Raw genomic sequence first — 21386 nt, 5'->3', positions numbered from 1 at the left:
GGCGTGATACGCCGTTGGCTCTGCGGCGCGGCGCGCCCTGAGCCGTCGTTCCCGTCGCCATCGCCGACGCGCTATGCGCCCGGCCCGCGGCCCCCGTCATGCGCTATGGCGCGCACGTACCACCGCCCAGCGGCAGATACTTGATCAGCCGCTGCTCATTTCCCCCCGCGCCGTAGCGGTAGTGGTACTCATCGGTCATTTGACGGATCAATAGCATGCCCATGCCATGCTCCGGCCAGCTGCACGGATCGTCCATGTGGGGATCCGGCGCCGTCGGCCGCAGCGCCCCGCGGGGGATCGGCTGCCCGCGATCGCGCAGCACTACCTCCAGATGCCGGGGATGGCGCGTCAGGGTTACCGCCACCGGATGCGCCCCCGCCTGACCGTGACGCACGATATTGCTGAAGGACTCATTGGCGGCCAGCTCCAGCTGGAACAGAACGTCAGGGGGCGCGCCGCTAAAAAACTCCTGCAGCGCGGCTCCCAGCGGAGCCAGGCTATCCAGCGTCGCCGCCAGCGGAAATGAATAGGTGCGCAGCTTCATGCCCTACCGCCTCATGCGCCGTGCTGCGCCAGCATCTGCTGGCGATCGGTGCCGATATGAAAAACGCGATCCATCCGGGTGATGCGGAACATGCCCTGGATATTTTCATTCAGCCCGCACAGCAGCAGATCGCCCCGATTGTTTAACAGCTTCAGCAGCGATACCAGCGCGCCCAGGCAGCTACTGTCGATGAAGTCCACCTGGCTGAAGTCCAGCAGCAGCCGGTGGTGCCCCTGCTCGATCAGCGTAACGACGTTCTGGCGAAAGACCCCGGCAACCGACGCATCCAGGCGGCGGATCAGCGGCGAGACAATCGTCAGGCCACCCACTTCCTCTACGGCAAAATTCATATATTCTCCTCTACCCGTCCCTGCAGGCCATCGGCGCAGCGGGTGATCATCAACAGTGAAATATCATCGGAAAAGCGTTGATGTGGGGTTCCCTCATCGGGGCTGTGCCAGCGCGAGAGCGCGGCGGCCAGCGTCTGCAGCAGCTGCGGCGCCGCCGCGTGGCTCTGCGCCTGCAGCTCACGGCGCAGGCGCACCTCGCCGAACAGCTCGCCCTGCGGGCTGTCGCACTCGCTGACGCCATCGCTGTACAGGCACAGTCGATCGCCGGGAGCCAGCGTCAGCGTATGATCCTCATACTCTGCCCACTCAAACATGCCGATCGGCAGACCGCCGTCGCCAACGCCGCTCAGGCTACCGTCCGCCCGGATCCACAGCGGCGTAGGATGCCCGGCCTGACACAGGGCTATCTGGCCGTCACGGGTGTCCAACACCCCGTACACCAGGGTGAAATAGCGCACGACGCCATCCTCCTGCGGCTCCAGGCAAAAGCGACGATTGAGCTCGCTCACCACCCGGTGCGGCGGCGCAGGATCCTGCGCCGAGGGGGAGAACAGCAGACTGTGCGTCAGCAGCGCGCTGTTAAACTCCTGCGCCACCGACTGCGCCAGCATGGCGGCGCTTACGCCGTGTCCGGCCACATCCACACAGTAGAACGCCAGATGATGCGTATCCAGCAGAACATAGTTCAGCAGATCGCCGGACACATAGGCCGAGGGCAAGAACAGCCAGTCGGCATGGAAGCCGTTAATGGTTTGGTCGTGAGAGGGCAGCAGATTGCGCTGCATCGCGGCGGCGGCCTGCAGATCGGATTCAATCTGCTGATAGGCATGGGCCAGCGTAGCGTTGCGCGCCGCCAGCGTGGCCTCCAGAGAGATGATGCGTCGGGCGGCATGCAAGCGACTGCGCAGCTGCCCCTGATTGAGGGGTTTCGTCAAGAAATCGTCGGCGCCGGCGGCCATTCCGGCCAGCATATCCTCGGTTGACTGGCGGATAGTCAACAGGATCAGATAGATATAGTGACCATAGTCTCCGGCGCGGATCGCCCGGCACAGCGCGGCGCCGTCCATCAGCGGCATCTCCCAGTCGCTGATCACAATATGCACCCGATGGCTCGCCAGGCACGCCAACGCCTGCTCACCGTCCTGCGCCTCGATAACCCGGTATTGCCAGCGCGCCAGGATCGTCGCCAGCAGGCGACGATAGCCCGGTGAGTCATCCACAATCAATACCGTATCGGCAAGCAAGACGCTCTCCGCTACCATGGTCATCCCCCGGGCCACGCCCGTTGACGTAATAACCGAGTACCCTGTAGCAAAGATAGATAACAACCCGGCGGCTCACCAATTTTTCCGCCGTATTTTATCGCCGGACGCGCCCTAAACGGCGGCGCCCGCACCGTGAGTCACCCCCTGCGCCGCGTTAAAACTGCAGCCTCAGCCAGGCGAAATAGACGTTGCCGTTATCATAGGTGCCTGGGATATACGTCATTTGCAGCGTCAGCGGACCATAGCCGACGGAAGCCATCGGTAATATCACCGGAATCGGTATATAGCGCCAGTTATCACGCATGGTCACCCCCACGGTATAGCCGGCGCCCCAATGAAAGTCCGATCCCTCCAGCGGGCGCCAGGTCGCCTCCCAGCCATAGCCGCCGATCGGCTCCCACTTATTAAACGAGTCTTTAAACGCCATCAGGTACAGGCCGTGCCAGTTACCCTTCTCATCCCAGCGGGACTGGCCAAAACCAGCGCCCCACGGACGTTCGTTATAGGTATCGATCTTCTCCCGGCTATAGGCAAAGCGGGCGTGCCACGTAATCGCCGGCAGATACAGATCGTAATGCTGCGGCTGATCCCAGGTCTGAACAATATTGTTGCGTAACGTGTCCAGCATTCCTGGCTCAGCGGCGGAGGCCGCCCCAGCCAAAAAGACGGGCAATGCCGCCAACGCGGCCAGAATGTCATTATGCGTTTTCACTAAAACGGGTTCACTCTATTTTATTTAATGCAGGCGCCTATAGCATAACAATACAAACACAAACCATCTATAAACAAACAGCCGCACGCCTACGGCTCGCCATCATTGAAAATAATCACTTAATTATCAGTTGGATAAAACAAAATCGCGCTATTAAAAACGCCGCATAGAATACGCTTAATATGCGCTAACACATTCAAATCACGATTAATTTAATGACCAAGGTACCCTGCCGCCATCCCTGAAAAAGATCATCCAGGCGCGATAAAATAAGATATTTCTCACGCGGTAGCATATTTATATTTTATTGGCTGCGTAGCCACAGCGCGGTCGCCAGCCCCTTTCTGCCCGCGCCGTTGCCGCCCCGTGAGTTAGTGCTATGATGAATCCACCTCTGTCTGGCTGGCGCCAGCGACTTGCCATGATGGCACCCTTTTCAACCCTGCCAGCCAGCTCCAGCAGCGTTATACTGAGGTCAGGATCATGAGCGTAGACATCACCCACAATGACGCCCCTTTCGGTACTTTGCTTGGCTATGCACCGGGCGGCGTCGCAATTTACTCCTCCGACTATAGCACGCTGGATCCCCGGGTTTATCCCGATGAAGCCTCCTTGCGCAGCTACATCGACGACGAATATATGGGCCACAAGTGGCAGTGCGTCGAATTTGCCCGCCGTTTTCTGTTTCTGAACTACGGCGTCGTATTTACCGACGTCGGCATGGCCTATGAAATTTTCTCCCTGCGTTTTCTGCGTCAGGTGGTTAACGACAGCCTACTGCCGCTGCAGGCCTTCGCCAACGGCTCGGCACGGGCGCCGGTCGCCGGCGCGCTGCTGATCTGGCAGAAAGGCGGTGAATTCAAGGATACCGGCCACGTCGCCGTCATCACCCAGCTGCTGGGAGACCGGGTGCGCATCGCTGAGCAAAACGTTATCCACGCCCCGCTGCCGCCGGGACAGCAGTGGACGCGAGAGCTCACGCTGCAGCGACACCACGACCGCTATACCATTCGGGACTCGTTTGACGATACCGAGATCCTCGGCTGGATGATCCATACCGATGACGCCCGCGACAGTTTACCCCAGCCCACTCTCGCACCGCCGATGATGGCACTACATGACGCCCGGCGCAGCGATAGGGGGACCTTTGACGGCCGCTGGCTGAATGAAGACGACCCCCTCGAAAAGGCCTATGTACAGGCTAATGGGCACATCATCAACCAAAACCCGTATCAGTATGTCACCATCAGCGAAAGCGCCGAGCAGGAGCTGATCAAGGCCACCAATGAGCTGCACCTGATGTACCTGCACGCCACCGATAAGGTGCTGCGCGATGACAGTCTGCTGGCGCTGTTCGATATTCCCAAGATCCTCTGGCCGCGCCTACGCCTCTCCTGGCAGCAGCGTCGCCACTGCATGATCACCGGACGCATGGACTTCTGTATGGATGAACGGGGGCTGAAGGTCTACGAATACAACGCTGACTCGGCCTCCTGCCATACGGAGGCCGCGCTGATCCTGCAGCGCTGGGCGAAACAGGGCGACGGCGTTCCGGGCTACAACCCGGGCGAGGATCTGCTCAACGAGCTGGCCGGCGCCTGGCGCCACAGCCACGCCCGCCCGTTTGTCCACATCATGCAGGATAACGACGTCGAGGAGAGCTATCATGCGCTCTTTATGCAGCGGGCGCTGTCGCAGGCCGGCTTAGATAGCAAGATAGTCAAAGGTCTGGCGGCGCTGCGCTGGGACGCCACCGGTCAGCTGATCGACGACGATGGGCGCCAGGTGAACTGCGTGTGGAAAACCTGGGCGTGGGAGACCGCCCTGGAGCAGGTGCGGGAGGTCAGCGACGCCGAATATGCCGCGGTGCCCATCCGCACCGGCCAACCGGAAAACCAGGTGCGGCTGATCGACGTTCTGCTGCGGCCGGAAATCATGGTGTTCGAACCGCTGTGGACCGTCATCCCCGGCAACAAGGCGATCCTCCCGATCCTGTGGTCGCTGTTCCCCCACCACCGCTATCTCCTGGATACCGACTTTGAACCGACGCCGGCGCTGATCCGCAGCGGCTACGCCGTTAAGCCGATCGCCGGACGCTGTGGCAGCAATATCGATCTGGTCAGTCGCCATGAGGAGGTGCTCGATACCACCAGCGGGAAATTCCGCGACCAGAAGAATATTTATCAGCAGCTATGGTGCCTGCCGCGGGTGGCGGACAAGCATATCCAGGTCTGTACCTTTACCGTGGGCGGTAGCTACGGCGGCGCCTGCCTGCGCGCAGACAGCTCATTGGTGATCAAGAAAGAGAGTGATATCGAGCCGCTTATCGTGCTCAAAGACAGTGAGTTTCTGAAGTAGGTGCCGACCTAAGCCCGCCGATCGGCGGGCTTAGGTGCGACGGAGAGCCTATTCCAGCAGAGGCTGGCGTTAACACGCGCCGAAGCGCGCAGATCCCCTGCGCACTCCCGCTCGTCAGGCGCCTACGCTGACTGATGGGATAGGCTCTATCTCCGTGACATCATGGGTATGGGTCGCCGCCCGCTCAGCGCAGAGGGCGCGCACCGGACGTTATTCTGGGACGTTATTCTGAAACCAGCTCCTGGAGCTGATTGCGGAATTCGACAATTTTCTTACCTGGCTCTTTTTTACAAACTTTAATCACCTGCGGCACCATGATCGTCTGGACCTTCTGCCAGTCAACATAATCACCGTTTTTATAGTCGAGATCCTTATTGACCACCCAGACCATAACCGGCGTCATCGCCTTCGGGTTCATCTGGGTAAACTCATGGCAAGTCATGGTTTCCGGCGTGGTTACCGTGGTCATCGTCAGCGCCTGGGCACAGGCGTTGCCAGCCAGTGCCAGCGTCAGCGCCAGTACGGAACCACCAATAAATGTTGTTTTATTTTTCATCACCAACTCCTTATTCAATCATATTCTCGTTAGACGCACTCGATACTGCTACTCTTATAAATATCATTTTTATTTTATTTCCATAATAAAAAGCAGCAAAAAACAGCCCACCTCCTGTACATATTTTCGGACACTACTTCAGCGCCACAAATAGATTAGACAAAATGACAGAGCTAGGCTGGATTTTATTTATGAGATTATCGCGCAGCGCATTTATTGATAATAAATTAAAATAAAACCTTCCTTCGCACGTAATGTATAAATTTATTTTCAAGCGATGAGACGCACAGCGCATCGATATAAAACCGCACGACGCAGAATCTCATACGCCGCCGCGCGCTCAGGCCATGACGGCGCCAATTACATACTCCGTGCCCCTAGGGGCCCAGTAGACGGCGCGCCACCGTAGCACCGACGATAGCCAACAGCATCGGCAGCAGAAAGTCTGGGCTGATATGGGTTAGCTCGAACACCAGCAGCAGCGCGGTCAGCGGCATTCCCATCGAGGCGGATAAAAACGCCCCGGCGCCGACGACGGCGAACGCCCCCAGCGCGGTGCCCGGCCACAGCCTCAGCCACAGACTCCCCACGATGCAGGCCAGCAGCGCGCCGTTGGCCAACGCCGGCGTCATCAGCCCTCCGCGTGCCCCCGCCCGCAGAGCCGCCATCTGTACCGCCACCTTCGCACATAGCAGCAGTCCGGCCAACGCAATGCCCACGTCGCTGTTAAAGCTGAGCCAGGTCGCCCCTTTTCCGTTGCCAGGCAGCTGCGGTAGCCACAGACTGAGCAGCGCCAGCAGCAGAAAGGCCAGCAGATTATCCCGGATCAGTCGGACATCACGCGTAGAGCGAGATTCAGCCAAACGTCCCAGGCGGGCAAACAGCACCCCCGCACAGCCAAACAGCGGGCCAAACAGCAGCGACCAGAGGATCAGCCCCTCCGTCACCCGATAACCCGGCATATGGTATTGGTACTCATCCCCCAGTCCGATCCGGGCGACCAGCGTCGCCACTGCGCAGCAGACCAGCGCCGGGATCACCGCCCTCGCCCGCCAGCTCTTCAGCAGCACCTCCAGCGTAAACAGAGCGCCGGCCAGCGGCACATTGTACACCGCCGCCAGGCCAGCCCCGGCGCCGCAGGCAATCAGTGTACGCGTCTGCTGCGCCGTAACCCCCAGCGCAGAGGCCAGACGCTCCGCACCCAGGGCCCCCATCTCCCGCGGCGCAGACTCCCGCCCCAGCGGCGATCCCATCCCGACCGTAATCACCTGCAGCGCGGCATGCAGTATGCTTTCCCGCGGCGGCATCCGCGGCGGCGGAGTGCGTAGCACGTCGCGCACGCTGACCAGACGGCGTCCATAACGGTACAGCGCGTACCACCCCACGCCGGCTACGCCGCCCGCCGCCATCAGCGCCGTAAAACGGCGCCACGCCGGCGCATCGCTGACCCCCTGTAGAAAAGACTCACTGCTGATAACCGCATCCAGGCTATAGCCATAGGCAAGGTGCTGCACGCTGTGCAGCAGCAGGGCGACCAGCCATCCCGCCCCCCCAGCGATCCCCCCCGTCAGCAGCGTCGCCAGCGTAAAGCGGCCCCAGCGCCGCCAATGCAATATGTCACCCAGCTTACTCACCGTCACCGTCCGTCACCCATTCATCACAGTGGGTGACCATAGCACAGCCTGTGCCAGGCTATCCTGCCGCGGCTGCGTCAATATTGTTATCTTTTCTTACACGTCAGAGAGCGAGCGCCGCCATCTACGCGCTTATAATAAAAAGCTGGGTTATTCATCGCTCAAGAGAAGAATAAATACGCCGACTCCGATAAATAATGACATTCAGCCATACTGTATATATCGCGCGAGAACTATTGGGTGCGCAATATATAAAACATTGCAAGCCGATAAGTTTGACCCATGACAAGTTTTAACAGGATAAAACCACTGCAGGTTATCCTTGCCTATGCTATTCCTTATATTGCTGGGTGCACCGCAACGTTAATTGAGTAGGACAATCTCTCTATCCCCAAAGGAAATTCATATGCAGAATTTAACTGGCAAGTGGCTATGTCATGGCGATGGAATGACCTATCAGATTACGCAAGATGGAAATGCCGTATTTGTTTCCGGATCAGGCAACGGCTGCCATAACGTAGGCTTTGGTGTTATTGACCCACAGGATCAATCCGTTGTATTAAATTGGGCCGATCTTCCTGATAGCAAAGGCTTTGGCGCAAAGGGCACCTGCTATATTGATGCCAGCCATCCCGGTACGCTGAAGAAAAAGGAGGGGTCTGCCAAATATGCTATCGGAAACTTTGAAAAGGTAGCTTAACCTGGAATAACCCCATCGCCGCATGCGATGGGGTCTTCGGCGAATATAAGGCATTTTATCAACCTGACCAACATGACACGTCTGGCGATCCATCGGTCATCGCGAGCAGGCGCCGCATCAAAATAATAGGGCGATCTCATCATCCTGCGCCACCGCAATGATGTAGCCTGAAGACGGCAATCCCATCCCCCATGCCTCCACGATCAGGGCTCCCTCTTGCCGAGCGGTGGCGCCGCGCACGGTGAAACGTGCGGCCACCGGTGCTGCGTGAGTCCTCTCTGCCGTTGCCCTGCGGCCAGCAGATCGGCGGCGGCAGAATGACGCCACACGGCCGAGAAGGCATGGTTTTAAAGATGGCCGATTAGAGCGCGTTGATTCATCCGATCGCAGGGAGGGCAGGACACAGGATCGTCGAGATATCGGCGTGTGGTGCGTTGCCGCACATTATGGGCTTTCTTGGGCAAGTCGATACGAGCAACGTGGAGAATGCGATGGAGGGCGATTATTGTGTGGCTAGCGAAACCGAACTAGGGATGCACAGTAAACGCTCCGGGAAACCCTTCATCGCTGAATGCTGTGCTAAATGTGGTCCGCCACCGAGGCCTCGAACCTCGCACCTACAACCTCAAGGTTATCGGCTCTACCAAACTGAGCTAGTGGCGGATAGATTGGAGCGGGCAGCGGGAATCGAACCCGCATCATCAGCTTGGAAGGCTGAGATAATGGCCATTATACGATGCCCGCCTATATGGTGGCCCTTGCTGACTTTGAGCCAGCGACCAATCGGTTATGAGCCTTTAGCCCACGCCTCTCTGAGCTAAAGGGGCAAGCACTGTAAACAAGGGAGAGTTATCCCCAGACTGCCGCAGCCGACGCTAACCAGGGGTCTCATTACCGCGGTGGGGGATGTTATCGATGACCGTAGCGATGAGCAATGGCTCAAGGAGATTTTCAGATATTCCTCACACAGCGCAGCAGGGCGCGCTCTGGGCTGCCCCGCCTCTTACCGTTTACCCCTCGGTATTACTGTGCAGGGCGCCATCCAGCCCCCGCACATCATCGCGCCCACGGATTATATCGCCAGGGCGCGAAGGGCGCGTCAATCGACGACCCTCAATGCGTAGGATAACAGCGCTAGCCCATCGGCCCGCAGATCGCGCGCTCTTTAGGCGTTATCGCCACCCTCTCGCAGAGCGTTAGGGCAGCACATCTCCGCACTACGATTAAGGCGTGTCATGTTCACGCTCTGGGCCCCGTCTGAGCGATCTGGCTCATACAATCGGGTGTTCCACTCGCTGTTTTGCCAGGAGTGGGCGGATGGGGAGCAAGCGCAATGGTACGAGGCTATGCACGTCTGGCAGTCGATCACCTTACCGAGTACGCCAGAAAAATCGACCCACTTTTGGCAATTAACGACACAAAAACGACACAGGAGGGAAAATAGGCAGGATTGAAAATCGCGTAACGCATTGATTTTCAATGGTGCGCCCTGCAGGATTCGAACCTGCGACCCACGGCTTAGAAGGCCGTTGCTCTATCCGACTGAGCTAAGGGCGCATCGGAAAACAACCGGTGCATCTGCCTGATGTTTCAGGCGGAATGGGATTATACGGCCCCACTCGGGTGAGTCAATGCCTTTCACTGTAAAACGCGCCTATCGGGTATTGATGGAGATCAATATTCACCTGACAGCGGGCCAGCCATTTGCGACAATGGCGTTATCCCCGCAACATAACCAGGATGGATCAGCTCACCATGACAGCAAAAATTATTGATGGGAAAACGATTGCGCAGCAGGTCAGAAGCGAAGTGGCGACACGGGTGCGACAGCGCCTGGCGGACGGCAAACGGGCGCCGGGACTGGCGGTTATCATGGTCGGTGACGATCCAGCCTCCCGCATCTACGTCGGCAGTAAACAGCGCGCCTGTGAAGAGGTCGGCTTTCTCTCCCGCTCCTATGCGTTGCCGGACAGTGCCGATGAGGCCCAGCTGCTTGCGCTGATCGATACACTCAACGCAGACGCGGCCATCGATGGCATTCTGGTACAGCTGCCGCTGCCCGCCGGCATCGATAACAGCCGCGTGCTGGAACGCATCCATCCGGACAAAGACGTGGATGGCTTTCACCCTTACAACCTGGGCCGCCTGTGTCAGCGCACTCCCAAGCTGCGCCCCTGCACCCCGCGCGGCATCATTACCCTGCTGGAGCGCTGCGGCATCGAAACCCAGGGGATGGATGCCGTGATGGTCGGCGCCTCCAACATCGTGGGGAGACCGATGGCGCTGGAGCTGCTGCTGGCCGGCTGCACCACCACCATCACCCACAGCCGCACCCGTAACCTGCAGCAGCACGTCGAGCGCGCCGATCTGATCGTCGCCGCCGTCGGTAAACCCGGCTTTATCCCCGGCGAATGGGTCAAGCCCGGCGCGGTGGTGATCGATGTCGGCATCAATCGGCTGGAGAGCGGTAAGGTGGTCGGCGACGTCGACTTTGCCGGTGCCGCCCAGCGCGCCAGCTGGATCACCCCGGTCCCCGGCGGCGTCGGGCCGATGACCGTCGCCACTCTGATGCAGAACACCCTGCAGGCCTGTGAGGCGTTTCACGATCGCTAAGTCCTCGGCGCGCCATCGCACCCCAGACGCAGCTTTCCCGTGCGCCAGGCGCTGCAGGCTGGCACAATAGCGGCGTGTCCGCCCGCGCGGCGGTTAATTTTTAAGGCAAGAGAAAAGACCATGCAAACTTTCCATCTGGACAATCACCCGCACGTCGAGCTGTGCGATCTGCTGAAGCTGCAGGGCTGGTGCGACAGCGGCGCCCAGGCCAAAAACCTGATCGCCGAGGGCCAGGTCAAGGTCGACGGCGCGATCGAAACGCGCAAGCGCGCAAAGATTGTCGCAGGCCAGGTGGTCGACTTCGCCGGGCAGCAGGCGCGCGTCATCGCCTAAGCTGAGCGTCAAACGTAAAAAAGCCGGACCCGGGTCCGGCTTTTTGCGCGTTATCGCTCGGCCTTACTTACGCCGCCAGGTAGTGCCCTGCGGCCCATCCTCCAGCACGATCCCCATCGCATTCAGGCTGTCACGCGCCTCATCGGCAAGCGCCCATGCCTTGGCGGCGCGGGCGTCGTTGCGCTGCTTGATCAGCGCCTCGATCTGCGCAACCTCGTCGTCGCCTGCCGCGGCGCCGCTCTGCAGGAAGTGCTCCGGCGTCTGCTCCAGCAGCCCGAGTACGTGGGCCAGGCCGCGCATCTGCGCCGCCAGCGCATTCGCCTGCGCCATGTCTTCCCCTTTCAGGCGGTTGATCTCACGCGCCATGTCGAACAGTACCGAGTAGGCCTCCGGCGTGTTGAAGTCATCATCCATCGCCGCCCGGAAGCGAGAGGTAAAGGTCTCATCCGCCGCCGCCGCCGCCGCGGCGTCGGTGCCGCGCAGCGCAGTATACAGACGCTCCAGCGCCGCACGCGCCTGCTTCAGGTTCTCTTCGCTGTAGTTCAGCTGGCTGCGGTAGTGGCCGGACATCAGGAAGTAACGCACCGTCTCTGCGTCATAATGCGCTAGCACGTCGCGAATGGTGAAGAAGTTGCCCAGCGACTTGGACATCTTCTCGCGATCGATCATCACCATGCCGGAGTGCATCCAGTAGTTGACATAGGCGCCGTCGTGGGCGCAGGTCGACTGGGCGATCTCGTTCTCATGGTGCGGGAACATCAGATCAGAGCCACCACCGTGAATATCAAAGTGCGCCCCTAGCTGTTTGCAGTTCATCGCCGAACACTCGATGTGCCAGCCGGGACGCCCGTCGCCCCACGGTGACGACCAGCTCGGCTCGCCCGGCTTAGACATCTTCCACAGCACAAAGTCCATCGGGTTACGCTTCACGTCGGCCACCTCCACCCGCGCACCGGCCTGCAGCTGCTCCAGATCCTGGCGCGACAGCACGCCGTAGTCCGGATCGGTATCGACGGCGAACATCACGTCGCCGTTGCTGGCCACGTAGGCATGATCGCGGGCGATCAACTGCTCTACCAGCGCGATGATCTCAGCGATATGGTGGGTCGCGCGCGGCTCCACGTCGGGACGGGCGATGTTCAGGGCGTCGAAATCGCGATGCATCTCCGCCAGCATACGCTCGGTCAGTTGCTCGCAGCTCTCTTTGTTCTCCAGCGCACGCTTGATGATTTTATCGTCCACGTCGGTCACGTTACGCACATACTTCAGCCTGTAGCCCAGGTAGCGCAGGTAGCGGGCCACCACGTCGAAACAGACAAAGGTACGACCGTGGCCGATGTGACACAGGTCGTAAATGGTTACCCCACACACATACATACCGACTTCACCGGCATGGATGGGTTTAAATTCCTCTTTCTGGCGACTGAGTGTATTAAAGATTTTAAGCATCGGGGGTATCCGTGATAGTTGCTGATAACAGGATAGAAACGTAAAGGTTATACTAACGCAGCGCCCGGAGAGAATGAAGCCCGGGAGCGGCGCACGGCGAATATTCCCGGAGAAAGAGGTGCCAGCGGCAGGGGCATCGGCTACAATCATCCCGCTTGCTTCAATCATCATAAAACAGGATTATTGTTATGGTTACTTTCCACACCAATCATGGTGACATCGTCATCAAAACCTTTGACGACAAAGCACCGGCTACCGTTGCCAACTTCCTGGAATACTGCCGTGACGGCTTCTACGACAACACCATCTTTCACCGCGTGATCGATGGCTTCATGATCCAGGGCGGCGGTTTCGAGCCGGGCATGAAACAGAAAGCCACCAAGGCACCGATCAAGAATGAAGCCAACAATGGCCTGAAGAATACCCGTGGCACGCTGTCCATGGCGCGCACCAACGATCCGCACTCTGCGACCGCCCAGTTCTTCATCAACGTCGTTGATAACGACTTCCTCAACTTCCGCTCCGAGCGCCCGGACGGCTGGGGCTATGCCGTATTCGCCGAAGTGGTGGAAGGCATGGACGTGGTCGACAAGATCAAGGGTGTCTCCACCGGCCGTAACGGCATGCACCAGGATGTTCCGCGTGAAGACGTGATCATCCAAAGCGTTACCGTGAGCGAATAATCGCCCGAATGGCAACGCTGTTTATCGCTGATTTACACCTCAGCCAACAGGAACCGGCGATCACCGCCGGTTTTCTGCGTTTTCTTGCCGAAGAAGCCCCTAAGGCAGAAGCCCTGTACATTCTGGGCGACTTTTTCGACTACTGGATAGGCGATGATGACCCCCAGCCGCTGCACCGGCAGGTCGCCGAGGCGCTGCGCCGTCTGAGCGACAGCGGCGTTCCCTGCTACTTCATCTGCGGCAACCGCGATTTTTTACTGGGTAAGTCCTATGCCAAGCGCTGCGGCATGACTCTGCTGCCCGACGAACAGATCATTACGCTGTACGGTCAGCCTATTCTGCTGCTGCACGGCGATACCCTGTGCAGCGACGATCGCGACTACCAGCGCTACCGACGCCGGGTTCATAACCCCCTGCTGCAGTGGCTGTTCCGCCGCCTTCCCCTACGTCTGCGCCTGAAGATCGCCGCAGGCATGCGCCGACAGAGCCAGCGTAGCAACAGCGCCAAGGCGATGACCATCATGGACGTCAACCAGGAGACGGTCTGCGCCACCCTGCGGCGCCACGGCGTTCAGCGCATGATCCACGGCCATACCCACCGCCCGGCCCTGCACCACTTTAGCCTGGACGATGGCCGCGGCGCCCTGCGCGCGGTGCTGGGAGCCTGGCATACCCACGGCTCGATGATCCGGGTCGACGCTCAGGGGATACACCTGATCGAACTGCCCGCTCACCCCGCCGAGGACTAACCCATCGCGGCGCGGTTAACCCTCGCCAGCGTGAGCTGATATAGCGCCATGCCGGCCTACGCCGCGTACGCCTGGGCGCGTATTCCGCCCTCCCCCGCCGACAACGCCAGCGATACGGAAGGCCGCCGCAGGAGAGTCGCATCGCGACTCCCCCCATCGGCGGCGCTTAAACACGATGGCGTCAGACTCTCTGGCGTCGAACGGCTGAGGCCCCCGCAGAGCCCTTCCAGGACGACGGCTTTTGTCGTTGAGGTTTCCAGCGCATGACGGCGTAACGGGGCTATCTTTCCCCGGCGCGGCGGCCACGCAAACGTTTTCCTCACCGGCGAAGCTATGCTATGCTTTGCCCCTCTTATTTGCAGGGCCGCCGGGATCGGGCGGCCATGTCACCGCCACCGAGTTAGAGGAGCACGCCATTCATGTCCGCCAGCGCCGCACCGGCCAGGATCGCCATCGTCATGGGGTCCAAAAGCGATTGGGCCACTCTGCAGTTCGCCGCCGAAATCCTGACTCAGCTTGAACTGTCCTGCCACGTAGAGGTGGTATCAGCGCACCGTACTCCGGATAAGCTGTTTCACTTTGCCGAGCAGGCGGCGGCGCGCGGGCTGCAGGTGATCATCGCCGGCGCCGGCGGCGCGGCCCACCTGCCCGGCATGCTGGCGGCCAAAACCCTGCTGCCGGTGCTGGGCGTACCGGTACAGAGCGCCGCGCTGAATGGGGTCGACAGCCTGTACTCGATAGTGCAGATGCCGCGCGGCATCCCGGTTGGCACCCTGGCCATCGGCAAGGCGGGGGCGGCCAATGCCGCCCTGCTGGCGGCCCAGATCCTGGCGCTGCATGACGAGCCGCTGAGCCGCCGCCTGGCCGCCTGGCGCCAGGCGCAGAGCGACGACGTGCTCAACCATCCCGATCCGCGGGAGGACGCATGAAGCCGGTTTGCGTACTGGGCGACGGCCAGCTGGGACGCATGCTGCGTCAGGCCGGAGAGCCGCTGGGGATCCCGGTCTATCCGGTGGGTATCGAGGCCGATCCGCACAGCGTGCCCTGGCAGCAGGCGGTGATCACCGCCGAGATAGAGCGCTGGCCCGACACGCCGCTGACCCGCGAGCTGGCCCGCCACCCGGGCTTTATCAACCGCGATATCTTCCCACAGCTGGCCGATCGCTACAGCCAAAAGCAATTGCTGGACGAACTGGGCCTACCGACGGCGCCCTGGGCGCTGCTGGCCACCCCAGCACAGTGGCCCGCCCTGTTTGAACGCCTCGGACCGCTGGCCATCGTCAAGCGCCGCACCGGCGGCTATGACGGTCGCGGTCAGTGGCGTATCCGCCCCGGCGCTGAAACCCAGCTGGATGCCGAGGTCTACGGGCAGTGTATCGTCGAGCAAGGGATAAACTTCATCGGCGAGGTCTCGCTGATCGGCGCCCGCGCTCGGGATGGCCGCTGCGTTTTCTATCCCCTCACCCATAACCTGCACCAGGACGGCATTCTGCGCGCCAGCCTGGTCTTTCCGCAGCCGGAAAGCTTTCTGCAGGAGAAGGCGCAGACGATGCTGCAGCGCATCATGCAGCGCCTGGAGTACGTCGGCGTCATGGCGATGGAGTGTTTCGTGGTGGATGACGACACCCTGCTGATTAACGAGCTAGCGCCGCGCGTACACAACAGCGGACACTGGACCCAGAACGGCGCCTCGATCAGCCAGTTCGAGCTGCACCTGCGCGCGCTGCTCGGCCTGCCGCTGCCGCACCCGGATGTCTCCACCCCCTCCGTGATGATCAACCTGATCGGCACCGCGCTGGACACCGCATGGCTAGCCGGTCCGCTGGTGCACCTGCACTGGTACGATAAGGCGGTTCGTCCGGGGCGCAAGGTGGGCCATCTCAACCTGAACCACTTCCAGTCCCAACGACTGGTCAGCGCCCTGGACACCCTGCGCGGCCAGCTGCCGGCGGAGTACCAGGACGCCCTGGCCTGGGCCGGCGCACGGCTGAGCTGAGCATCAGCGCGCAGAGGGGCGCCGCAGCAGCCCTCTTCCCAGCCCGGCGCCGCAGCACCCCAGCAGCAGCGCGGCGCCCGGCGGCAACAGCAGCCACATCGGCCAGGCGGGCTGCCAGGGAAAGTCAAACACCTGCCGCTGCAGCAGCCACAGCGCCCCCTCGGCCGCGGCCGCGGCCACCGCGCCCGCCGCAAGCCCCAGCAGCATGAATTCGGCATACAGAGTGCGGCGCAGCACCCGCCGCGAAGCGCCCAGGATCCGGTAGATCTGCAGCTCCTGACGGCGCTGATCCATCCCCACCTGTACCTGCGCCAACAGCAGCAGGACCCCACACAGCACCACCAGCAGCACCATCACCTCCAGCGCTCGCCCCACCTGATCCAATATCTGACGCGCCTGCAGCAGCAGGGCGCCCATATCCACCAGCGTCAGGGTCGGAAAGCGGCGGTTAAGCTCAGCCAAGAACCGCGTATCGCCGTCATAGCGCAGGCTGGTGAGCCAGGTTTGCGGCTGCCCCTCCAGCCCGCCGGGCGGAAAAATGAAGTAGAAGTTGGGGCGCAGACTCTCCCAGTCCACCCGCCGCAGGCTGGTCACTCGGGCGCTGAACTGGCGACTGTCGCCGCTAAACGTCAGGCTATCTCCCAGCGTCAGACCCAGGCGTTCAGCCACCCCTTGCTCCACGGAGACGCCCCCCGCGCCCGACGGCCACTCTCCGGCCAGCAGCGGGTTTCCAGGCGGCAGCGACGCCAGCCAGGTGAGGTTCAGCTCACGGTTCAGGGACTCATCGCCCCCCTGCGTCGCCGGCGGGCGCCCGTTGATCGCCGTCAGCCGCGCCAACGCAATGGGATAAAACGGCTGCGGAGTGACGCCGTTGGCGTGCAGGAACGCCTGCAGCGGCTCGCGCTGCGCCGCGCTGATGTTGAGCAGAAAGTAGTTGGGGCTGTCGGGCGGCAGCTGCTGGCGCCAGCGATCGAGCAGATCGCCGCGCAGCATCAACAGCAGCGCCAGCAGCATAAAAGAGAGCGAAAAGGCCGCCAGCTGGCTCAGGGTTGCCCCCGGCTGGCGCAGCAGACGCCCCAGCGCCAGACGCAGCGTCAGGCTGCCCGGCACCAGTCGGCGCAAGCTCCACAGCCCCAGCCAGCCGCACAGCGCCAACAGCAGGGCCAGCAGAGCCATCCCCAGCAGCAGCGACCACATCAGTGCGCTGGTGCCGACCAGCCACAGCAGCCCGGCGCCCAGCAGCAGCGCCATCAGCGGCAGGTAGTAGCGCAGGGGCCAGACCGGGCACGGCGCGTCGGCGCGCAGCACCCGCAGGGGCCGCATCGCCAGCAGCTGACGATAGGGCCGCAGGGCGACCAGCAGCGCCATCAGCGGGATCCCCCCAGCGCCCACAGCCAGGGCCAGAGACCGGGCGACGGCAGCGCGACGGGCAGCAGCGGCGCCAATAGCCACAGCAGCCCCCGCTCGACCAGCAGCCCCAGCCCAGCCCCCACCAGCAGCGCCGACCCCAGCAGCCATAGCCACTGTCCGACCACCCACTTCAGCAGCAGACGCCGCCCGGCGCCCAGCGTCTTCAACAACGCCACCAGCGCATGACGGTGGCGGCAGTAGTGCCCCATCGCCACGCTGACGGCGGCCATGGCCAGCAGCAGCGTCAGCAGCGCCGACAGCAGCAGAAACTGCTGCGCCCGCTGCAGGGTACGCGCCAACACGTTCGAGCCCTGTGCGGCCTGAGTCAGGCGCTGATCCGCCTGCAGGCGCGGCGTCAGATAGGCGTCATAGCGCGCCAGCGCCTCGCGGCTGCCGGCCAGTCCATAGCGGTAGCTCACCCGGCTACCCGGCTGCACCACTCCGCTGCGCTCGGCGTCTGCCAGCGCGATCAGCATCCTGGGCGCGCTGCTCAGCAGACTGAACCCGCCATCCGGCTCCCGGTCGACCTCGCCGGCCACCCGCAGCGTTATATCCCCCACCTCCACGGCATCGCCGGGGCGCGGCATCTGGCGCGACGGGCGCGTATCCAGCCGCCCATACAGCGGGTAGGCGTCGTCCACCGCCTTCACCTCCGCCAGCTGCAGCTTCCCCTCGGCAAACGCCATGGTTGAAAACACCCACTGCTGGCTGACCCGGATCCCCTCCCGCCGCGCCTGCGCCAGCCACGCCTCCGGCACCGGCGTATAGCTGCGCAGCACCCGATCGGCGGCGATCGCCTCGCGTCCCTGCCGCTGCAGCCCCTGATCCAGACGATCGCCAATGCGCCCCAGCGCCAGCACGCAGGCGACCGCCAGCGCCAACGCCAGCCAGACGATCAGCAGCGACGGAGTACGCCATTCGCGCCAGAACCAGCGCCGGATCACGCGACCTCCCGCAGCGTTCCGTCCACCAGCCGCAGACGCCGCTGGCAGCGTGTCGCCAACTGAACATCGTGGGTCACCAGCACCAGCGTCGTCGCTTGGCGCTGGTTCAGCTCAAACAGCAGATCGGCAATGCGATCGCCGGTCTGGCGATCCAGGTTGCCGGTCGGTTCATCGGCAAACAGGATCTGCGGCCGGGCGCTGAAGGCGCGCGCCAGCGCGACCCGCTGCTGCTCACCGCCGGAGAGCTGGGCCGGCAGGTGGCGCAGGCGCTGCCCCAGCCCCAGCTGCGTCAGCAGCGCCGCGGCACGCTGGCCGCTGTCGCGCTCACTCTCGCCGCGCAGCAGCGCGGGCAGCTGTACGTTCTCCAGCGCCGTCAGGGTCGGAACCAGCATAAATGATTGAAACACAAAGCCGATATCGCGGGCACGCAGGGCGGCACGCCCCTCTTCATCCAGCTGTGACAGGGGGTGCCCCAGCAGACGCACCTCGCCGTCGCTGGCATCGTCCAGCCCGGCCAAGATCCCCAGCAGCGTCGATTTTCCCGATCCCGACTCACCGATCAGCGCCAGACTCTGTCCGCGTTTGACAACCAGGTCGACAGCAGTAAGGATGGAGATCTGGTTTTCACCCTCACCAACCCGTTTGGCGACATGATGAACTTCAATTACGTTTTGCGCTGGCATCGAATACTCCTGATAGTGGTCATGATCCTGTGTGGCCTAACGGCGGCCCGTGCCGATACACTGCTGGTGCTAGGGGACAGCCTGAGCGCCGCCTATCGCCTGCCGGAACAGCAGGGCTGGGTCGCACGCCTGGCACAGCAATGGCAGCGGCGTACCCCGCCGCTGACGGTGATCAACGCCAGCATCAGCGGCGATACCGCCGAGCAGGGCCTGCTGCGCCTGCCGGCGCTGCTGCAGCAGCACCGGCCGCGCTGGGTGCTGATTGAGCTAGGGGCCAACGATGGGCTACGCGGCGTTGCTCCCGACGCCATCGCCGCTACGCTGTCCGCTGTCATCGGACAGGTGCAGCAGGCCGGCGCCACGCCGCTGCTGATGCAGATCCGCCTGCCGCCCAACTACGGCCGGCGCTACGGCGACGCCTTCGCGGCTATCTACCCTCAGCTGGCCGCGCACTTTGGCACGGTGCTGCTGCCGTTTTACATGGAGGCGGTGGTCAGCCACCCCGACTGGATCCAGGATGACGGCCTGCACCCCAACGCGCTGGCCCAGCCGTTTATCGCCGACTGGATGGCGCAGCGCCTGCTGCCGCAGCTAACGCGCGCGGAGGACGGTGCGCCGTCTATTAATTAAACATGAATATTCAGCGACCAACAGGGCAACTTAGGTAAACTTATGCAAAAAGCCATCTTAATCACCGGCAGCTCTAGCGGCATCGGACTGGCAGCGGCCAAGGATCTACACCAGCGGGGTTACCGAGTGCTGGCCGCCTGCCGTAAAGCGGAGGACGTCGCGGCGATGGAGGCCATGGGGATGGAGGGCATCACGCTGGATCTCGACAGCGCCGAGAGCGTAGAGCAGGCCGCCCGTCGGGTACTGACGCTGACCGGCGGGCGTCTGTATGCCCTGTTCAATAACGGCGGATTCGGCCTCTATGGGCCCCTCAGCCAGATCAGCCGCGAGGGGCTGGAGCGCCAGTTCGCCACCAACCTGTTCGGCACCCATCAGCTGACTCAGCTGCTGCTACCGGCGATGCTGGCCCAGGGTGAGGGGCGCATCATCCAGACCAGCTCCATTATGGGGTTGGTTGCCACCCCCGGACGCGGCGCCTATGCCGCCAGCAAATATGCGCTGGAGGGCTGGTCGGATGCGCTGCGCATGGAGCTGCGCGGCAGCGGCGTACACGTCTCCCTGATCGAGCCCGGCCCCATCCACACGCGCTTTACCCACAACGTGCACCAGTGCGACAGCGCTAGGCCGGTGACCAACCCCAGCATCGCCGCCCGCTTCGCCCTGACCCCGGAGGCGATACTGCCCAAGCTGCGCCACGCGCTGGAGAGTCCGCGTCCGCGCCTGCGCTATCCGGTCACCGTTATCGCTCACGTGCTCAGCCTGCTGCGACGGATCCTGCCGGGCCGCGTGCTGGATCGCATTCTGAGTGGCCATTCGACGGCGCGCTGATCTTGTAATTGCCGCCGCCGCCCCCATATCCGTTTTATCTAGCCGAAGGGATCGAGAGAAACCACCATGATCAACGCCACCGTAGTCAACATTACCGAAGCCAACCTACACCAGACGCTGGAGCAATCCATGTCGGTGCCGGTGCTGTTTTACTTTTGGTCTGCCCGCAGCCAACACTGCGAACAGCTCACGCCGGTGCTGGAAAAGCTGGCCGCCGAGTACGCCGGGCAGTTCATCCTGGCCAAGGTCGACTGCGACGCCGAACAGATGCTGGCATCCCAGTTCGGGCTACGCGCCATTCCGACGGTCTACCTGTTTAAGGACGGTCAGCCGCTTGACGGCTTTCAGGGACCGCAGCCGGAAGAGCAGATCCGCGATCTGCTGGCCCGGGTTCTACCCAAGCCAGAAGAGCTAAAGGCCGCCCAGGCGGCGGAGCTAATGGCCGCCGGCAATATGGCGGAGGCCCTGCCGCTGCTGAAAGAGGCCCACACCCTGGCGCCGACCCGCAGTGATATCACGCTGGCGCTGGCGGAAACCCTGATCGCCCTAAACCGCAGCGACGAGGCCAGCGCCCTGCTGACCACCGTACCGCTGCAGGATCAGGATACTCACTACCAGAGCCTGATCGCCCAGATCGAGCTGATGAAGCAGGCCGCCGACTCCCCGGAGATCCAGCAGCTACAGCAGCAGGTCGCCGAACAGCCGCAGAACGTGGCGCTGGCCGTCCAGCTGGCCCTGCAGCTGCATCAGGTCGGACGCAATGAAGAGGCGCTGACCCTGCTGATGGATCACCTGCGCCACGATCTGGCCGCCGGTGACGGAGCGGCGCGCAAGACGCTGATGGACATTCTGGCCGCCCTGGGCACCGGCGATGCGCTGGCCGCTAAGTTCCGCCGCCAGCTCTACTCCCTGATGTACTGATCGCTGCGATCGGCGCATTCCCCTGCAA

Annotated in this window: 20 protein-coding genes, 3 tRNA genes and 2 pseudogenes; 12 read left to right on the top strand and 13 right to left on the bottom strand. The window is 62.1% G+C overall.

What is annotated here, in order from left to right; all coding sequences use genetic code 11:
- Positions 1-103: 103 nt before the first annotated feature.
- The 4 genes from QY76_RS07080 to pagP all read right to left on the bottom strand — a co-directional run bounded on the left by QY76_RS07080 (position 104) and on the right by pagP (position 2832).
- Entirely contained in the window at positions 104-544 is a 441-nt protein-coding gene (locus QY76_RS07080; protein ID WP_034164130.1) for an ATP-binding protein, read from the bottom strand.
- Positions 545-555: 11 nt separating this feature from the next.
- The gene (locus QY76_RS07075; RefSeq protein WP_034164129.1) at positions 556-894 is read right to left on the bottom strand and encodes an STAS domain-containing protein; all 339 of its coding nucleotides are present in this window, start codon (positions 892-894) and stop codon (positions 556-558) included.
- Entirely contained in the window at positions 891-2156 is a 1266-nt protein-coding gene (locus QY76_RS07070) for a PP2C family protein-serine/threonine phosphatase (protein ID WP_034164268.1), read from the bottom strand. Before QY76_RS07070 ends, QY76_RS07075 begins: the two co-directional genes overlap by 4 nt.
- Positions 2157-2313: 157 nt before the next feature.
- A complete protein-coding gene (pagP, locus tag QY76_RS07065) occupies positions 2314-2832 on the bottom strand; it encodes a lipid IV(A) palmitoyltransferase PagP (RefSeq protein WP_225865206.1) in 519 nt (172 codons plus the stop codon).
- Between the two features lie 522 nt (positions 2833-3354).
- Here pagP and gss point away from each other — a divergent pair.
- Complete coding sequence (gene gss / locus QY76_RS07060; protein ID WP_034164128.1) at positions 3355-5229, top strand: bifunctional glutathionylspermidine amidase/synthase; 1875 nt, start codon at positions 3355-3357, stop codon at positions 5227-5229.
- 223 nt (positions 5230-5452) lie between these two features.
- Here gss and QY76_RS07055 read toward each other — a convergent pair whose 3' ends face one another.
- Together QY76_RS07055 and QY76_RS07050 are read right to left on the bottom strand one after the other, a co-directional pair.
- Entirely contained in the window at positions 5453-5785 is a 333-nt protein-coding gene (locus QY76_RS07055; protein WP_034164127.1) for an HdeA/HdeB family chaperone, read from the bottom strand.
- A 377-nt stretch (positions 5786-6162) separates the two neighbouring features.
- A complete protein-coding gene (locus tag QY76_RS07050) occupies positions 6163-7410 on the bottom strand; it encodes a chloride channel protein (RefSeq protein WP_370634787.1) in 1248 nt (415 codons plus the stop codon).
- 415 nt (positions 7411-7825) lie between these two features.
- On the opposite strand from QY76_RS07050, the gene QY76_RS07045 reads away from it, so the two are divergent.
- Positions 7826-8119, top strand: a complete 294-nt coding sequence (locus QY76_RS07045; RefSeq protein ID WP_034164125.1) for a hypothetical protein — start codon at positions 7826-7828, stop codon at positions 8117-8119.
- A 117-nt stretch (positions 8120-8236) separates the two neighbouring features.
- Here the strand turns inward: QY76_RS07045 and QY76_RS18960 are convergent, their stop codons facing one another.
- The 3 genes from QY76_RS18960 to QY76_RS07035 all read right to left on the bottom strand — a co-directional run bounded on the left by QY76_RS18960 (position 8237) and on the right by QY76_RS07035 (position 8863).
- Positions 8237-8377, bottom strand: coding sequence for a hypothetical protein (locus tag QY76_RS18960; RefSeq protein ID WP_156119368.1), 141 nt, complete (start codon positions 8375-8377; stop codon positions 8237-8239).
- Positions 8378-8705: 328 nt separating this feature from the next.
- Positions 8706-8782, bottom strand: a tRNA-OTHER gene (locus QY76_RS07040).
- Positions 8783-8788: 6 nt separating this feature from the next.
- Positions 8789-8863, bottom strand: a tRNA-Gly gene (locus QY76_RS07035).
- A gap of 517 nt (positions 8864-9380) precedes the next feature.
- On the opposite strand from QY76_RS07035, the pseudogene QY76_RS19225 reads away from it, so the two are divergent.
- Positions 9381-9563, top strand: a pseudogene (locus tag QY76_RS19225) (integrase); the annotation flags it as partial.
- A gap of 36 nt (positions 9564-9599) precedes the next feature.
- Here QY76_RS19225 and QY76_RS07030 read toward each other — a convergent pair.
- Positions 9600-9676: transfer RNA gene (locus QY76_RS07030), tRNA-Arg, on the bottom strand.
- A 198-nt stretch (positions 9677-9874) separates the two neighbouring features.
- Here QY76_RS07030 and folD point away from each other — a divergent pair.
- Both folD and ybcJ read left to right on the top strand, forming a co-directional pair.
- Positions 9875-10732, top strand: coding sequence for a bifunctional methylenetetrahydrofolate dehydrogenase/methenyltetrahydrofolate cyclohydrolase FolD (gene folD / locus QY76_RS07025; RefSeq protein WP_034164266.1), 858 nt, complete (start codon positions 9875-9877; stop codon positions 10730-10732).
- Positions 10733-10852: 120 nt separating this feature from the next.
- Positions 10853-11065 carry a ribosome-associated protein YbcJ gene (gene ybcJ / locus QY76_RS07020; protein WP_034164123.1) on the top strand — a complete coding sequence of 71 codons (213 nt, stop codon included), beginning with the start codon at positions 10853-10855 and terminating at the stop codon, positions 11063-11065.
- Positions 11066-11128: 63 nt separating this feature from the next.
- Here the strand turns inward: ybcJ and cysS are convergent, their stop codons facing one another.
- Positions 11129-12514: a cysteine--tRNA ligase gene (gene cysS / locus QY76_RS07015; protein ID WP_034164121.1), complete on the bottom strand. Its 1386-nt coding sequence runs from the start codon at positions 12512-12514 to the stop codon at positions 11129-11131.
- A 188-nt stretch (positions 12515-12702) separates the two neighbouring features.
- On the opposite strand from cysS, the gene ppiB reads away from it, so the two are divergent.
- From ppiB to purK, 4 genes are all read left to right on the top strand, one after another.
- Complete coding sequence (gene ppiB / locus QY76_RS07010) at positions 12703-13197, top strand: peptidylprolyl isomerase B (protein ID WP_034164120.1); 495 nt, start codon at positions 12703-12705, stop codon at positions 13195-13197.
- A gap of 8 nt (positions 13198-13205) precedes the next feature.
- On the top strand, positions 13206-13946 hold the full coding sequence (gene lpxH / locus QY76_RS07005; RefSeq protein ID WP_034164118.1) for a UDP-2,3-diacylglucosamine diphosphatase: 741 nt from the start codon (positions 13206-13208) through the stop codon (positions 13944-13946).
- A gap of 419 nt (positions 13947-14365) precedes the next feature.
- Positions 14366-14875, top strand: coding sequence for a 5-(carboxyamino)imidazole ribonucleotide mutase (purE, locus tag QY76_RS07000; protein WP_034164117.1), 510 nt, complete (start codon positions 14366-14368; stop codon positions 14873-14875).
- Positions 14872-15942 carry a 5-(carboxyamino)imidazole ribonucleotide synthase gene (purK, locus tag QY76_RS06995; protein ID WP_045425785.1) on the top strand — a complete coding sequence of 357 codons (1071 nt, stop codon included), beginning with the start codon at positions 14872-14874 and terminating at the stop codon, positions 15940-15942. The genes purE and purK overlap by 4 nt, the downstream gene beginning before the upstream one ends.
- A 3-nt stretch (positions 15943-15945) precedes the next feature.
- On the opposite strand, the pseudogene ybbP reads toward purK, so the two are convergent.
- Positions 15946-18296 (bottom strand): annotated as a pseudogene (ybbP, locus tag QY76_RS06990) (putative ABC transporter permease subunit YbbP).
- Positions 18293-18979 carry a putative ABC transporter ATP-binding protein YbbA gene (gene ybbA, locus QY76_RS06985; RefSeq protein ID WP_034164112.1) on the bottom strand — a complete coding sequence of 229 codons (687 nt, stop codon included), beginning with the start codon at positions 18977-18979 and terminating at the stop codon, positions 18293-18295. The pseudogene ybbP and the gene ybbA overlap by 4 nt, the downstream one beginning before the upstream one ends.
- Here ybbA and tesA point away from each other — a divergent pair.
- The 3 genes from tesA to QY76_RS06970 all read left to right on the top strand — a co-directional run bounded on the left by tesA (position 18947) and on the right by QY76_RS06970 (position 21358).
- Complete coding sequence (gene tesA / locus QY76_RS06980; RefSeq protein ID WP_071844134.1) at positions 18947-19609, top strand: multifunctional acyl-CoA thioesterase I/protease I/lysophospholipase L1; 663 nt, start codon at positions 18947-18949, stop codon at positions 19607-19609. The genes ybbA and tesA overlap by 33 nt on opposite strands.
- A 42-nt stretch (positions 19610-19651) precedes the next feature.
- Entirely contained in the window at positions 19652-20437 is a 786-nt protein-coding gene (locus tag QY76_RS06975) for an SDR family oxidoreductase (RefSeq protein WP_034164111.1), read from the top strand.
- A gap of 66 nt (positions 20438-20503) precedes the next feature.
- Complete coding sequence (locus tag QY76_RS06970) at positions 20504-21358, top strand: co-chaperone YbbN (protein ID WP_034164110.1); 855 nt, start codon at positions 20504-20506, stop codon at positions 21356-21358.
- Positions 21359-21386: the final 28 nt, after the last annotated feature.

This window comes from Edwardsiella sp. EA181011 (assembly GCF_000800725.1).
Classification (GTDB): domain Bacteria; phylum Pseudomonadota; class Gammaproteobacteria; order Enterobacterales; family Enterobacteriaceae; genus Edwardsiella; species Edwardsiella anguillarum.
Note: the sequence above shows the minus strand (reverse complement) of the source record. Positions and strands in the feature narration are given on the sequence as shown.

Excerpts from the sequence above, each read along its gene's own strand:
- QY76_RS07080 (WP_034164130.1), bottom strand. The coding sequence starts at position 544 with ATGAAGCTGCGCACCTATTCATTTCCGCTGGCGGCGACGCTGGATAGC.
- QY76_RS07075 (WP_034164129.1), bottom strand. The coding sequence starts at position 894 with ATGAATTTTGCCGTAGAGGAAGTGGGTGGCCTGACGATTGTCTCGCCG.
- QY76_RS07070 (WP_034164268.1), bottom strand. The coding sequence starts at position 2,156 with ATGGTAGCGGAGAGCGTCTTGCTTGCCGATACGGTATTGATTGTGGAT.
- gss (WP_034164128.1), top strand. The coding sequence starts at position 3,355 with ATGAGCGTAGACATCACCCACAATGACGCCCCTTTCGGTACTTTGCTT.
- QY76_RS07055 (WP_034164127.1), bottom strand. The coding sequence starts at position 5,785 with ATGAAAAATAAAACAACATTTATTGGTGGTTCCGTACTGGCGCTGACG.
- QY76_RS07045 (WP_034164125.1), top strand. The coding sequence starts at position 7,826 with ATGCAGAATTTAACTGGCAAGTGGCTATGTCATGGCGATGGAATGACC.
- folD (WP_034164266.1), top strand. The coding sequence starts at position 9,875 with ATGACAGCAAAAATTATTGATGGGAAAACGATTGCGCAGCAGGTCAGA.
- ybcJ (WP_034164123.1), top strand. The coding sequence starts at position 10,853 with ATGCAAACTTTCCATCTGGACAATCACCCGCACGTCGAGCTGTGCGAT.
- cysS (WP_034164121.1), bottom strand. The coding sequence starts at position 12,514 with ATGCTTAAAATCTTTAATACACTCAGTCGCCAGAAAGAGGAATTTAAA.
- ppiB (WP_034164120.1), top strand. The coding sequence starts at position 12,703 with ATGGTTACTTTCCACACCAATCATGGTGACATCGTCATCAAAACCTTT.
- lpxH (WP_034164118.1), top strand. The coding sequence starts at position 13,206 with ATGGCAACGCTGTTTATCGCTGATTTACACCTCAGCCAACAGGAACCG.
- purE (WP_034164117.1), top strand. The coding sequence starts at position 14,366 with ATGTCCGCCAGCGCCGCACCGGCCAGGATCGCCATCGTCATGGGGTCC.
- purK (WP_045425785.1), top strand. The coding sequence starts at position 14,872 with ATGAAGCCGGTTTGCGTACTGGGCGACGGCCAGCTGGGACGCATGCTG.
- tesA (WP_071844134.1), top strand. The coding sequence starts at position 18,947 with ATGATGAACTTCAATTACGTTTTGCGCTGGCATCGAATACTCCTGATA.
- ybbA (WP_034164112.1), bottom strand. The coding sequence starts at position 18,979 with ATGCCAGCGCAAAACGTAATTGAAGTTCATCATGTCGCCAAACGGGTT.
- QY76_RS06975 (WP_034164111.1), top strand. The coding sequence starts at position 19,652 with ATGCAAAAAGCCATCTTAATCACCGGCAGCTCTAGCGGCATCGGACTG.
- QY76_RS06970 (WP_034164110.1), top strand. The coding sequence starts at position 20,504 with ATGATCAACGCCACCGTAGTCAACATTACCGAAGCCAACCTACACCAG.